Source organism: Nostoc sp. UHCC 0252 (assembly GCF_034931145.1).
Lineage (GTDB): Bacteria > Cyanobacteriota > Cyanobacteriia > Cyanobacteriales > Nostocaceae > Nostoc.
Window position 1 is genome coordinate 25,479 of the sequence record NZ_JAYGHE010000068.1, and the last position, 13,512, is coordinate 38,990.

General features: G+C 42.9%; 11 protein-coding genes and 1 riboswitch. Of the genes, 4 read left to right on the plus strand and 7 right to left on the minus strand.

What is annotated here, in order from left to right; all coding sequences use genetic code 11:
• Nucleotides 1–51 precede the first annotated feature (51 nt).
• From acnB to rsmI, 5 genes are all read right to left on the minus strand, one after another.
• Nucleotides 52–2,682 carry a bifunctional aconitate hydratase 2/2-methylisocitrate dehydratase gene (gene acnB, locus VB732_RS27805; protein ID WP_323234104.1) on the minus strand — a complete coding sequence of 877 codons (2,631 nt, stop codon included), beginning with the start codon at nt 2,680–2,682 and terminating at the stop codon, nt 52–54.
• Between the two features lie 428 nt (nt 2,683–3,110).
• Nucleotides 3,111–3,908 (minus strand): chloride channel protein, encoded by a 798-nt coding sequence (locus VB732_RS27810; protein WP_323234105.1) that lies wholly within the window; start codon nt 3,906–3,908, stop codon nt 3,111–3,113.
• A 77-nt stretch (nt 3,909–3,985) separates the two neighbouring features.
• Nucleotides 3,986–5,620, minus strand: a complete 1,635-nt coding sequence (locus VB732_RS27815) for a cation:proton antiporter (protein ID WP_323234106.1) — start codon at nt 5,618–5,620, stop codon at nt 3,986–3,988.
• 95 nt (nt 5,621–5,715) lie between these two features.
• Nucleotides 5,716–5,799, minus strand: a riboswitch (Fluoride riboswitch).
• 38 nt (nt 5,800–5,837) lie between these two features.
• A complete protein-coding gene (locus VB732_RS27820; protein WP_323234107.1) occupies nt 5,838–7,025 on the minus strand; it encodes an MFS transporter in 1,188 nt (395 codons plus the stop codon).
• 42 nt (nt 7,026–7,067) lie between these two features.
• Nucleotides 7,068–7,928 carry a 16S rRNA (cytidine(1402)-2'-O)-methyltransferase gene (gene rsmI, locus VB732_RS27825; protein WP_323234108.1) on the minus strand — a complete coding sequence of 287 codons (861 nt, stop codon included), beginning with the start codon at nt 7,926–7,928 and terminating at the stop codon, nt 7,068–7,070.
• A 151-nt stretch (nt 7,929–8,079) separates the two neighbouring features.
• Between rsmI and VB732_RS27830 the strand changes: the two genes are divergently transcribed.
• The 4 genes from VB732_RS27830 to VB732_RS27845 all read left to right on the plus strand — a co-directional run bounded on the left by VB732_RS27830 (nt 8,080) and on the right by VB732_RS27845 (nt 11,700).
• On the plus strand, nt 8,080–8,997 hold the full coding sequence (locus tag VB732_RS27830; RefSeq protein ID WP_323234109.1) for a sugar kinase: 918 nt from the start codon (nt 8,080–8,082) through the stop codon (nt 8,995–8,997).
• A 20-nt stretch (nt 8,998–9,017) separates the two neighbouring features.
• Nucleotides 9,018–9,875, plus strand: a complete 858-nt coding sequence (locus VB732_RS27835; protein ID WP_323234110.1) for a 3'(2'),5'-bisphosphate nucleotidase CysQ — start codon at nt 9,018–9,020, stop codon at nt 9,873–9,875.
• A 392-nt stretch (nt 9,876–10,267) separates the two neighbouring features.
• A complete protein-coding gene (locus VB732_RS27840; RefSeq protein WP_323234111.1) occupies nt 10,268–10,579 on the plus strand; it encodes an RNA-binding protein in 312 nt (103 codons plus the stop codon).
• 398 nt (nt 10,580–10,977) lie between these two features.
• Nucleotides 10,978–11,700: a hypothetical protein gene (locus VB732_RS27845; protein WP_323234112.1), complete on the plus strand. Its 723-nt coding sequence runs from the start codon at nt 10,978–10,980 to the stop codon at nt 11,698–11,700.
• 174 nt (nt 11,701–11,874) lie between these two features.
• On the opposite strand, the gene VB732_RS27850 is transcribed toward VB732_RS27845, so the two are convergent.
• Together VB732_RS27850 and VB732_RS27855 are read right to left on the minus strand one after the other, a co-directional pair.
• Nucleotides 11,875–12,762: a hypothetical protein gene (locus tag VB732_RS27850; RefSeq protein WP_323234113.1), complete on the minus strand. Its 888-nt coding sequence runs from the start codon at nt 12,760–12,762 to the stop codon at nt 11,875–11,877.
• 49 nt (nt 12,763–12,811) lie between these two features.
• Entirely contained in the window at nt 12,812–13,318 is a 507-nt protein-coding gene (locus VB732_RS27855) for a hypothetical protein (protein WP_323234114.1), read from the minus strand.
• Nucleotides 13,319–13,512: the final 194 nt, after the last annotated feature.

Consider the following 13,512-nt stretch of genomic DNA (forward strand, 5'->3'; position numbering starts at 1 on the left):
TCCTCTTAGAAATGCTAAAAATTAGGTGGGTATAACACCCACCTAATTAAACTATACTAACAAAGCCTGCTCCTCTTTAGAAATCACTCGCCCTTCATCCTCAAAATCGGCGATTTGATCGAAGTTCAAATACCGATACAAATCATCTGCAAAAGGCTCAATTCTACTCGCCACAATATCCAAATATTCCTGTACTGTCGGAAGCCGTCCCAGCAGCGCACAAACTGCGGCTAATTCTGCTGAACCAAGATACACTCGCGCATCTTTACCCATGCGATTATTGAAGTTGCGGGTAGAGGTAGAAAATACTGTTGTGCCATCAGCAACTCGCGCCTGATTACCCATGCACAAACTGCACCCTGGCATTTCTGTTCTAGCACCCGCAGCCCCAAAAACGCTGTATACACCTTCTTCTTTTAATTGGTGTTCATCCATGCGGGTTGGTGGCGCTATCCACAGGCGAGTTTTCACTTCACCTGCACCTTCCAAAACTTTCGCTGTTGCCCGATAATGACCAATATTCGTCATACATGAACCGACGAATACTTCTTGCACTGGATCGTTAGCAACTTCCGATAATAACTTAACATTATCGGGGTCATTGGGAGCAGCAACAATTGGTTCTTTGATTTCGTTCAAATCAATTTCAATTATTTCGGCATACTCCGCATCAGCATCGCCTTCTAATAACACGGGATTTGCTAACCATTCTTCCATCTTTGCCACACGGCGCAGCATGGTACGCGCATCTTGATAGCCCCGTGCTATCATATTTTTCAACAGCGCTATGTTAGAACGCAGATATTCAGAAATTGTCTCTGCACTCAGCTTAATTGTGCATCCGGCACAAGAACGTTCGGCGCTAGCATCGGTGAGTTCAAAAGCTTGTTCAACTTTTAAATCTGGCAATCCTTCTATTTCCAAAATTCGCCCGGAGAAGACGTTTTTCTTATTCTGCTTCTCTGCTGTCAGCAAACCTTTTTGAATTGCCACGTAGGGTATGGCATTCACGACATCGCGGAGGGTGACACCTGGTTGCAATTCACCTTTAAATCTTACCAAAACTGACTCTGGCATATCTAAAGGCATGACACCCAAGGCGGCTGCAAAAGCGACTAACCCAGAACCGGCGGGGAAAGAAATACCCAAGGGGAAGCGGGTGTGAGAGTCGCCGCCAGTTCCCACGGTGTCGGGTAACAGCATCCGGTTTAACCAAGAATGGATGATACCATCACCGGGACGGAGGGCGACACCGCCACGAGAGGCGAAGAAATCGGGGAGTTCGTGATGGGTTTGGATATCTACTGGTTTGGGATAAGCTGCTGTGTGGCAGAAACTTTGGATTACTAAGTCTGCACTGAAACCAAGACAAGCGAGTTCTTTCAATTCGTCGCGGGTCATGGGGCCTGTGGTATCTTGAGAACCAACGGTAGTAATAATGGGTTCGCAAGATGTACCGGGACGCACACCAGGTAATCCGCAAGCTTTACCTACCATTTTCTGTGCTAGGCTGTAGCCTTTGCCTGTATCAAAGGCTTGCTGGGGACGGGTGAAAACGGTGCTGTGTTCTAAACCTAGTGCAAGACGAGTTTTATCGGTGAGGGTACGTCCAATAAGTAGGGGGATGCGTCCACCTGCGCGGACTTCATCGAGGATGGTGTCAGGTTTGAGGGCAAAGGTGGAAATGACTTCGCCTGCTTCGTTGGTGATTTCGCCTTTGTAGGGATGGATGGTAATTACCATACCGGTTTCGAGTTTAGTGACATCGCACTGAATAGGCAAAGCACCGGCATCTTCTGCTGTGTTAAAGAAGATTGGCGCGATCGCACCACCTAAAACATAACCCCCAGCGCGTTTGTTTGGCACAAATGGTATATCATTTCCCATGTGCCACAATACTGAGTTGATGGCAGATTTACGCGAGGAACCTGTACCAACAACATCTCCTACGTAAGCTACAGGATGCCCTTTTTTCTTCAGTTCGGCAATGGTTTGTAAGCTTCCCGGTTGCCGTGACTCTAACATCACCAAGGCGTGTAAGGGAATATCCGGGCGAGTTGTGGCGCTTTGGGCGGGTGATAAGTCGTCGGTATTGGTTTCGCCAGGAACTTTAAAAACGGTGACAGTAATCGCTTCTGGAACTGTGGGGCGCATGGTAAACCATTCAGCTTCCGCCCAAGAGTCAATCACCCGTTTGGCGAAAGGATTGGTTTTAGACAACTCTAAAACATCGTGGTAAGCGTCATACACCAAGAGGATTTTGCTTAAGGCGTTGGCGGCGTAGGCGGAAATGGGTTCCTTTCCTTGTCCACCCATTACTAGAGGTGTTTCAGATGAGTCTGAGACGGATACAGTGGGAAATTGCAGCAAATCGATTAAAGATTGCACATTGTAACCACCTATCATTGTCCCTAACAATTGTACCGCTTCTATGCGCGAAACCAAGGGGCTGGTGATTTCCTTTTTAGCGATCGCGGTGAGAAATCCGGCTTTGACATAAGCTGCTGGATCAACACCAGGAGAAACGCGATCGCTCAATAAATGTAATAAGATATCCTCTTGACCCTTTGGCGGATTTTTCAGTAATTCACATAATTCTGAGGTTTGCTTCGCATCCAATGGTAAAGGAGGAATACCGAGTGCTGCTCTTTCAGCAACGTGTTTACGATATTGTTCTAGCATTTTTATATTCTCCATTGGGATGTTCTATCTTTAATTATGAAATTTTTAGGCAATCATTGGCTATAAAAGTTTAGCTTACTTTTCTGATGAAAGCCTTACTGGTAATCGGTTATTAGCAATTTTTTTTATACTGAAAGTTTAAAAAGTATGAGGCGAATAGAATTCGCTACTACACAAACAAAGTCCACCTCCGTGGACTAAGAGGAAATCAAGAATTTTTAACCCACGGAGGTGGGTTTCGTCTGTAAAGTTATTTGTTTATCCTCATACTCCCCCGATTTTAATCCCATTGAATTATGGTGGTCACAACTTAAATCTTTTTTACGCAGTTTTGCTCCGACTACAACAGAAATGGTTGATAACTTAATCTCAGTTGCGCTCGATTTAATAAATCCTCAACATTTAAGAAACTGGTTTGCTAGTTGCTGCTACTGTACCTCATAACAGCCGCAAATGCTGTAAGATATCTTGGCTTTAAAGAAGTGGCTAACTTGGTGAGTTACTTTAGCAAAAAATCTTGCGACTATTCCAAATATTGCACCCGCAATAATGGCAGAAATCAGCCCCCAAGTTGTGAGTGTCGGTATAGAGGGAGCGTGTCGGTATGCTGTATGATGCAAACCCAATAGTAAGGTTACTTGATTTCCAACGATCGCAGTAATTAAAGAAGGGAAAAGAGCATCGTAATAAATTCTACCAATTGCTAAAACTTCTAGACCAAATACAGTTCCAGCTAAGGGAGTGCCAAAAACTGAAGCGAATCCTCCACTGATACCCGCCGTTAATAAAATTTGCCGATTGGCTCCTTGAAAATGTAATATTTTAGTTAGCTGGTCTGCCAAAGAAGCACCCATTTGTAATGCTGTACCTTCACGACCTGCTGAACCTCCAAATAAATGTGTTAGGTCTGTTCCTAACAAAACGAGAGGAGCCATACGGAAGGGGATAACACTTTTGGAATTATGGATTTCTTCTAGTAAAAGGTTATTTCCAGCTTCTACAGTTTGACCAAAGTGATGACAAATCCAACCACTCAAGAAGCCACCAAGAGGCAGCAAGGCGATAATCCAACGATGCGATTCTCGCCAATCGTTTGCACATTCTAGTGATGCTAAAAGAACCGCAGAAGCCGTTCCAGCAAGAATGCCAACTACAACGAAAATAGGCAGCCATTTGATTAGGTGGGGTAAGGCAATAAAAGGTTCAAATTGACGTAGATGTATCATATTAATTCGTAATTCGTAATAGAGCCTCCGGCACGCTACGCGGTTTTCATGCCCAAAGGGCTGTACGTAATTCGCAATTAAATGGAGTTAGTTTGACGGTTTTCTAGCACAATTACAGGTATTGGACTGGCTTCTAAGACTGCTTGTGATACTGAGCCAATCAGCACTTTTTGCCAAGGTTGATTTCCGCGTTTTCCCATCACGATCGCAGTGACAGAATACTCCTCGGCAATGCGAATAATTTCTTCTGGTATTGCGCCTGTAACAGTCAAAAACTCATAGGTGATATCAGATAACAACTGTTTGCTTTGTTCTTTTATTTGTTGGATATCTTGCTGATTTGAAGTGTTAACTACATGCAAGACGATCGCTTCCCCGTTACTGCGGCGTGCTAAATCTGCTACTTTTGTTAAAACTTCTGTGGCTAAACTCGATGTATCCACGGCTGCCAGCAATACTGTACGAGTAGTAACTGTTACCTTGGTCGGGTCAACTTCGCCTTTGGTGAGCAATTTCGGGGCAAAAGTCATGGTTGCCCAAGCGCCTAATGGTGCTGTGATTAAAATTGAGAGAGCTGCGATCGCTAAAATTATCTCACCTCCGGCAATTCCTTGGGAGAGCGGTATTGCTCCAATGGCAGCTTGGACTGTGGCTTTTGCTGAGTTTCCTGGTAGCAGAAATAATCTTTCTCGCCAATTCCAATTACTACCCAATGTTGAGAGATACCAGCCCAACATCCTACCGATCAGTAAACCGATTGCCAGAATTATCATCCCAGGTAACAGAATCTTTTCTAATACTTGCAGTTGAATAGTTGCCCCTAACAAGACAAACAAAAAAATCTCTGCTACTATCCATAAACTGTCAAATCCGCCGCGTAATCTTCGAGCTAAGGGAGCATCTAATTCAATTAAGAAAAACCCCATCGCCATTGCAGCCAAATAACCAGAAAAGTAAGGCAAGGCATGAGCGGAAATTACTAGGAATAAAGCTAAACTGGCAGCAATCACAGTATCTTGAACAGTATTCTGAGTCCAGTTTTGTTTGATTAATAGTAAAACTAATAAATGTGCTGCTAAATAGCCAAACAATACTCCCAAGAATATTTGCATGATAATTTGGAATGGCAGCAATTGCAGAGCAGTCAAAGTCAATCCCCCAGGTAGGACAATCTGCTCAACACCTCCCTCACCTAAGAAACTTAGTAGTAGGCTGAAGACTAGTAATAGCAGCACATCTGATAAAGCACTACCAGTTAAAATTGCATCAGGAATTCCTTTAGTCACGCCCCAACCTAAACTTTTCAACCTGAGCATTCCTGGGACAATTACAGCCGGAGATTCAGCGCCAATTACACAGCCCAAAAGTAACCCAGTGGGAAAGTCAAATTTAAAAATTATCATAGCGGTAAGAGCGATCGCGATCGCTTCTGTTGCTGCTGGCAAAAACCCCAAACGTAGCGCTACTGTTCCCTGTTGAGCTAGCTTTTCTCGATCTAACCCCAGTCCGGCTTTCATTAAAATAATCATTACCGCCAAAGTTCTTAACTCATCAGCAGCACCCAGCACATCTTCACTGATGACATTCCGAACTTGGGGGCCAAGAATAATCCCCACTAAAATCATGCCAATTAAAGGCGGAGCTACTAAACGACGGGCAAGTTGACCCGCAAAAAAGCCCATCATTAAAATCCACAATATACTCGCTAACATCCCATGACTCCTTGAGGCGCAATTTGTAGATTTATACTTTCTACAGGGGAGTCAGGTAATGCATTTAGCCAAGCCCTACTCTCCCGCAGCAAGCAGAGAAAGTAGGAGCCATCAGCCTTTGAGTAATTATTTTTAGAACTGAAAAGGCGGTTTTGGCGAGCTCCATCGCCATTGATTTGATTGTAAATCAGTTACACCATTTTTGCTTTCAGTCGAATCAATATTTGTTTCTTTGAGTGATTAATAATAATCCAGCTAGCAATGCAAACAAGCTTCCAGCGATAAATGTCGCATCTGCTCCCAATGTTTGCCACAACCCACCAGCTAGCAAACTCGCAGGTAAAAGCGCTAATCCTACAGCCAAGTTGAGAAATCCAAAAGCAGTGCCGCGCAGATTTTCAGGTATACTATTTGCCACTAACGCCAAGAGCAATCCTTTACTCATACCCAAATGCAGACCATAAAGGGCAAATAATCCCCAGACTTGCCAAGCTGCTTGTACGAAGGCAAAACCCAGATACACTAGAGCGTATAAGAGAAATCCACCGACTAATAGCCAAAATCTACCCAAGCGATCGGAAAGTATTCCTATTGGGTAGGCGCTAAAGGAGTAAGCCATATTCATCACCATTAATGTTAACGGGATGAGTGAGGCAGAAATCCCTATTTGCTCGGCTCGCAACAACAAAAAGGCATTGCTAGAGTTTCCTAAATTGAATAGTAGCGCCACTGCTACGAGTACCCAATATTTTTGACCCAAACTGCGTAAAGCTTCCCATTGTAGAGGGTTGCTTCGGCTTACTTGAGTTTGCTTTGTTATCGGTTCTTTTACTCCTACAGTTAATAAAGCCACCGCCAAAAAACCAGGAATGAGTGCTAGCCAAAAAACGAGGCGGAAGTTGTTTTGGAAAGCAGCCATCAAGGTAAATGCTGCCAATGGCCCCAAGAATGCTCCGATAGTATCGAGAGATTGACGCAATCCGTAGGCTGCTCCGCGTACCTCTGGATTAGTGGAATCGGCAACTAAAGCATCGCGGGGCGCTACCCGAATTCCTTTGCCAATGCGATCGCCAAATCGAGCTATTAACACCCCAGTGGAACTGGTAGCTAGAGCAAATAGTGGTTTAACAAAGGTAGATAAGCCGTACCCAAATACCGCCAATCCCTTGCGATGTCCCAGGTAATCACTCAACGCTCCCGAAAAGATTTTCAAAACTGAAGCTGTTGCTTCTGCAATGCCTTCGATAATACCCACAGTCAACACATTCGCCCCTAAAACTGACACCAGAAATAAGGGCAATACAGAATTAATCATCTCAGAGCTAATATCTGTCAGCAGACTGACAAATCCCAATACCCAAACAGTGCGGGGAATTGTCTGGAAAAATTTGTTTTGTAGTTGCATATTTCCTGTTTATCTGACTGGCATTTACTACATATTTGCAGATTACGATTCAGGATTGAAGACTATAGAAAGAGCTAGTTGATAGAGTTGGCGGCGGGGAAGGGAGGTAAATTTTGCTAACTGACGGCTAGCTTGCGATCGCGATATTCCCTGACTAATTAACTGTTTCAATTCGGCTTTCAATTCCTCTTCTGTCAGTTGGGGCTGACTGGCTGGAATTCCTGCCACGACTAATGTATATTCACCTTGGGGTTCTCGTTGGCTGTAATGAGCGATCGCTTCGGCAACTGTCCCCCGCCAAAATTCTTCATACAATTTCGTTAACTCTCGACACAGCACAATTTGGCGATCGCTTCCCCAAACTTCTGCTAAATCTTGTAAAGTATCTCGCAAGCGGTGGGGCGATTCATAGAAAATCAATGTGCGAGATTCTGTTTGCAGAGATTCTAAATGTTCTTGTCTCTGTTGAGTTTTCGCCGGGAGAAAGCCTTCAAAGACAAATCGATCAGTTGGTAATCCAGCTGCACTCAAAGCAGTAATTGCTGCACTAGCGCCAGGAATAGGAACTACTGAAATCCCCGCCTCAATACAGGCTTTCACCAGTTCATATCCAGGATCGGAAATTCCTGGCATTCCAGCATCACTCACCAGAGCGATCGCTTTATCGTTAGTTAAATGCTCTAATAATTCTGGAATCCGGCTGGTACGATTGTGTTCGTGGTAACTCACTTGGGGAGTTTTAACTTGAAAATGTTGTAGTAGTTTCCCTGTGTGACGGGTATCTTCCGCAGCAATAATATCCACAGTCTGCAAAATTCGGACTGCCCGAAAAGTTATATCTTCCAGATTGCCAATAGGTGTGCCGACAACGTAAAGTGTTCTTGGTTTTGGATCGGTTTGCATGAGAAAGAGTTAGGAGTTTGTAGAGACGCGATTCATCGCGTCTGTGCTTTGTAGAGACGCGATTCATCGCGTCTGTGCAAGAAAGACAGGAGAGACGCGATAAATCGCGTCTGTACAAGAGTTAAAAATAATTACGAAACATATATGATATATGGTTAATCCAAAATCCAAAACTTGTACTGAGCGAAGTCGAAGTATCCAAAATCGAAAATCGGATCGTGGGTTATTTGTGGGTTTAGTAACCTTGGATTTGATTTACCTTGCTGACTCTGCCCCAAAGAATAATCAGAAGATTGTCGCTACTGACTATACTGTAGCGGCAGGTGGGCCAGCAACCAACGCAGCTGTGACTTTCAATTATTTAGGTAATCAGGCTACAGTCTTGGGTGTAGTAGGTTCTCACCCGATGACACAGCTAATTCGAGGTGATTTGGCAAATTACATTGCGATCGCAGACCTTGAGCCTACCACTGATTTAGCACCGCCTGTTTCCTCAATTATTGTCACTCAGTCCACGGGTGAACGGGCTGTGGTTTCGATGAATGCTGTCAAAACTCAAGCTAGCAGCGCATCTATCCCACCAGATATTTTGTCAAATATCAACATAGTACTGATTGATGGACATCAAATTGCGGTTAGTTATTCCATAGCTCAAATGGCTAAAGCTCAGAATATCCCAGTCGTAATTGATGGTGGTAGTTGGAAACCTGGATTTGAGCAAATTTTGCCATTTGTGGATTATGCCATCTGTTCGGCTAATTTTTGTCCCCCTAACTGCCAGACTGGAGAAGACGTTTTTGCCTATCTGGGTGGATTTGACATTCCTTACATTGCCATTACCCACGGGCAAAAACCAATTGAATACTTGAGTTGCACTAAAACTGGTATCGTAGATGTGCCGCAAATACAAACGGTTGATACATTGGGGGCTGGAGATATTTTCCACGGTGCTTTTTGTCATTACATTCTCCGGGAAAGTTTTACTGATGCGCTGGCGCTAGCAGCTAATATTGCTGCTGATTCGTGTAAATTTTTTGGCACTCGGCGCTGGATGAATTTAAAAAGCTAAATTATACAAGGTCAAATTTAATGAAAGACTTACAAGAAATATTAGCGATCGCTCGTGATATCGGTTGGGGCGCAGCAGATATACTGCGATCGTATTACCACGGCACTGCAAAAGACCCTAATTTAGACATACAATATAAACAAAATGAGCCTGTTACCGTTGCCGATGTAGCTGTGAGTCAATATATTTTGCAGAAACTACAAGCAACTTTGGGTAACGAAGATTTTGCTTACATCAGCGAAGAAACTTATCAATCGCCAATGGGCGCACACCCTTCTGCCCCTTGGGTATGGATAATTGACCCTTTGGATGGTACACGAGACTTTATCGAAAAAACTGGAGACTATGCAGTTCACATTGCTTTAGTCAAGGAAACACGCCCAGTTTTAGCAGTGGTAGCAGTACCAGAAACAGAAAAATTATATTACGCTACCAAAGGTAAAGGGACATTTGTAGAAACCCGTAACGGATCTGTTCCTTTACAAGTGTCATCAGGTAAACGAGTTGAGGATTTAACTTTAGTTGTTAGCCGCTCTCACCGCAACCAACGCTTAGATTATTTACTACAAAACTTACCCTGCCAAAATCAAAAATCTGTGGGTAGTGTAGGCTGCAAAATTGCCACCATTGTCGAGCAACAGGCAGATATCTACATTTCCCTTTCCGGCAAGTCTGCGCCCAAAGACTGGGATATGGCAGCACCAGAACTGATTTTAACCGAAGCTGGTGGTCAGTTTACTCACTTTGATGGCACTCCGTTGCAGTATAACACTGGTGATATCAATCAATGGGGAGGTTTGCTGGCTAGTAATGGTGAATATCATGAATTACTGTGCAAGGAAGCAGAAAAGACCTTGGCACAGTTTGACCATAGCTAATAGGGCATTTGAGGACGAGTATTTTTTAATTTTGTGTTTAAAACAGTTATGCATGTTATGATTGCACCCACTACCGATAATAATCTTTACCTTTAGTCCACAGTTGAATTTTCAAAGACTAAATACCTGAGCGATCGCTAGTTAAAACCGATTTCCTGTTGAAAATGTAACTTTCATAGTACAAACAACAAAATCCCTTCATTGGCAGGTATGCAAACCTGTTGTAATGGTTTTACTTAGGGATAAAATTCACCATTAGACGATATTCAAAGGCGGATGGCTGTGCTACACTCATGGACATAAAGATTATTTTCGGTTGAGTAACTAGTTTTGATTTCTAAAAACGTCTCTCCGAATTTAACTCTCTACACTCCCTGAATTCGGAGATTTCTATGTCAATTTACGTCGGGAACCTGTCCTATCAGGTTACAGAAGAGGACTTAAAGCAGGCTTTTGCAGAATACGGAACAGTAAATCGTGTTCAACTACCCACAGATCGGGAAACAGGCCGGCCTCGTGGGTTCGCTTTTGTGGAAATGGAATCAGACACACAAGAACAAGCTGCCATTGATGCACTTGATGGTGCTGAATGGATGGGACGTGACTTGAAAGTGAACAAAGCTAAACCTCGTGAGGATAGAAGCAGTTCTCCTCGTGGTAACTGGAGTGGTGGTAATGCCCGCCGCAACAACAATCGCTACTAAAGTCGATTCCTAAAAGTTTCACATTTAGAGTCTCCAGCAGGTAAAGCCAAAGGCCGCACTCTGCTGGAATATTTTTTTATATCTAGCCTTAAACTATTCATCCACATAACGCAGAAATGAGAAGTACTCATATTTGATTTTTGAAAAAACTCAGTATAATTCAAAGAGCCTTTCTTTCTCTTGCTTGTTGCCTCGCTATATAAATATAGGACTCCTATTTGATTTCTTTTCTGAAAAAACTCCGTACATCTCGAAAAGGTTAATTCACTACTCCCTACTCCCTACCTACGCAAATAATTTCATTTATCAAGTCAGATTCCTATATATCCTTCCTCTGTACCCATAAAGTATTGTAGATATCGTTAGTCTGCAATCCTTGGCTCTGGATTTTGAAAAAAATGTTACGACTTTATCATTTATTACTAGGTTCTATCTTAGTGGTATCAGTACCTCTGGGAGCAAAATTTATTCTTCCTCAATTTTCTCCGCCCAAAGCGATAAAACCTCCTACCGTTGCTAAACTTCCCAATCCTAAAGAGGGAAATATCTGGCAGAAAATCCTGGGAAACACTGCTGTTCCAACTAACTGGCAAGTTGCAGCTTGTGAAGGAAATGCACCTTTGTTGTGTATCTCTTCCAAAGGGGAACGTTTAGGTACAGTTGAGATTAATGTTTACCCATTAGCAAACAATGAAGATTTTCAAAAGAAACTCGTAGCAGCTGGTATTACACCTGGTTCTCAAGCGGACTATCAAAATCCTAAGTATCAAACCCAGGTATTATCAGCACTCAAGGCTTGGGTTACAGAACACTACGCTGCTTTTGAGAAAGATCGTCAGACTGAATATGGAAGAGAGATTACTTTCTCAACCTACCCACCGCAACAAGTACCGATTGGCAAGCTTCAGGGTATCCGCTATGGGTTCGCCGGACTTAAGCAAAAAGGTGGAGTACAAGAGCAACATATCGGTCATGTTGCTTTTGATGGGACTAGAATTTACGTAATTACCACTGCATTTGACACAGGTTCGCAAACAGGTAAGTTTGATAAACTAGAAAACTTAGCTATTTTTCAACCTTACTTGTATGCGATCGCAGCAGATTTGCGTTTACCGCAGTAGAAATTGGAGATTAGGTATCATATCAAGTTCGGGTGATTACTTATAATAAAATTTATCAATGTAGGTTGGGTTGAACGGCAGTGAAACCCAACATAAATAAGGATCAGCGTGTTGGGTTTCGTTCCTTAACCCAACCTACAGATATCATAAGTATTTAACCGAACCTGATATAAGCTAAATCTCAGCCACCGCCCGTTCAATCAAGCGACGTGCTAAAGTTTGCGTACCAGTGTGTTCATAATAATTTGTAGATACATCCAAGAACGCAGCCAGGTAGTCTAACTTGTCATCAGCAACATCGACAAAACTGTGTAAATTGCTAACTACCTTGTGTGGCGTTAAATTATTCGCACTGACAATACCATTCATCCAGCCTTTAACTGAGTCAAAGCTTTCACCGATAAAGTTGAGTTTACTACCAGCATTGTTCCCTGGAATTACATCTTTGATGTTTTGGAAAGTCGAATTTTGTTCTAACTCTTGTGGATTTGTTTGATTAAGCCCAGATATGGCTTTGCTAATGAAATCTGGGCCCAAAGGTATCAAACCATCAACACAAACTAATGCCACCATGCGGATGAGCGACTCACCACTATACTCACCTAAAGAGGCGACAAAATCGCCAATACTGTCTCCAGGAATGCCGTTAATTTGGCAAAAGGCTACCAACTCAGCCACTAATTTTAATGTCAAATCGATGGTTTGGGCTTTGTCTGCTTTGGGAGTGACAGAGTTTAAAAAACCCAAAAAAGGAATTTTTTCACCGACTTTGTTAGCTAAAGCGGCTGCACCAAGGGCTTTATCTGTACCATCAACGGTTTGATATAACCACAAGGCTGTTTGGTATCCTTGGGATTTGTCATTGAATAAATAAATTGCTCGTTCACCAATTTGCTGAATTAAATCTTCGTCGTCTTCGCCAGTGACAGTTTTAATGGTGTTAACAAAGCCGACGGTATTTTGCCACTCCCCAGGAGCAACAAAATCGAGGGACTTCAACATAGAAATGGTTAAGCCGCCAGTTGGTAATTTATCAACCAACTCAACAATCGATTTGCTCACAAAAATCTCCTTACTTAGTTTTTGTTATATTCAATGTCGGCAATTTCGCTCATTTCAGTTTGGCTAGACCATTAAGATTAAACTTCTCTAACCAATCTGCGCGATCGCTAGCTGTAAATGACGGATTGCGAGAAAGTGCTTTTACTTGGTACTTACCTACTAAAATTGCAGTTTGCGTCTTACCAACTTCTATTGCGGGATAACCGCCAATTTTTTTGGTGCTTTTTGAGAACTTGGCTGCTGCATTAGGTGTACTTGTGGTATCAGAAATAGATAGCAACGCTAGTTCTTTACCGCCTTTTCTCAACTTCGCTTCAGCAAAGCCTTTTTTCTCTTGAGTATAGACGCGCTGGTAGCCATCACCTGAATCAGGGAAAAGTTTATTAAATTCGCTACCCTGAGTTGCAGTTTTAGCCACAGCAACGTTTTTCTGTTGAGTGCTTTCTTTTTGCGCTTGGTCAAAACGTCCAGGTGCTTTTGGACTACAGCCTGTTGTCAGTAGTACCACTGACAGCAATAAAGCGGCTACTACCCTATGCCCACGTTGTAAAATCATTCTTGGCTTCTCCCTATACTTGAGCTTTGAGGCAATTATCTGCGCTGCTAGCAATTATTACCCGTAAAATTTACTTTTTGAAATTATTACTTAAATTCTGAATTAATGAACGTTAACCAATGCAAAAACGCCCTCCCTTTTGGGAGAGCGTCTTTTGGTTATAGATAATCGTAGAGAACGTGTCTCAGATTATG

What these genes read in the sequence shown, in the direction of transcription:
- acnB (WP_323234104.1), bottom strand. Translation starts at nt 2,682, where the DNA reads ATGCTAGAACAATATCGTAAACACGTTGCTGAAAGAGCAGCACTCGGT.
- VB732_RS27810 (WP_323234105.1), bottom strand. Translation starts at nt 3,908, where the DNA reads ATGATACATCTACGTCAATTTGAACCTTTTATTGCCTTACCCCACCTA.
- VB732_RS27815 (WP_323234106.1), bottom strand. Translation starts at nt 5,620, where the DNA reads ATGTTAGCGAGTATATTGTGGATTTTAATGATGGGCTTTTTTGCGGGT.
- VB732_RS27820 (WP_323234107.1), bottom strand. Translation starts at nt 7,025, where the DNA reads ATGCAACTACAAAACAAATTTTTCCAGACAATTCCCCGCACTGTTTGG.
- rsmI (WP_323234108.1), bottom strand. Translation starts at nt 7,928, where the DNA reads ATGCAAACCGATCCAAAACCAAGAACACTTTACGTTGTCGGCACACCT.
- VB732_RS27830 (WP_323234109.1), top strand. Translation starts at nt 8,080, where the DNA reads ATGGTTAATCCAAAATCCAAAACTTGTACTGAGCGAAGTCGAAGTATC.
- VB732_RS27835 (WP_323234110.1), top strand. Translation starts at nt 9,018, where the DNA reads ATGAAAGACTTACAAGAAATATTAGCGATCGCTCGTGATATCGGTTGG.
- VB732_RS27840 (WP_323234111.1), top strand. Translation starts at nt 10,268, where the DNA reads ATGTCAATTTACGTCGGGAACCTGTCCTATCAGGTTACAGAAGAGGAC.
- VB732_RS27845 (WP_323234112.1), top strand. Translation starts at nt 10,978, where the DNA reads ATGTTACGACTTTATCATTTATTACTAGGTTCTATCTTAGTGGTATCA.
- VB732_RS27855 (WP_323234114.1), bottom strand. Translation starts at nt 13,318, where the DNA reads ATGATTTTACAACGTGGGCATAGGGTAGTAGCCGCTTTATTGCTGTCA.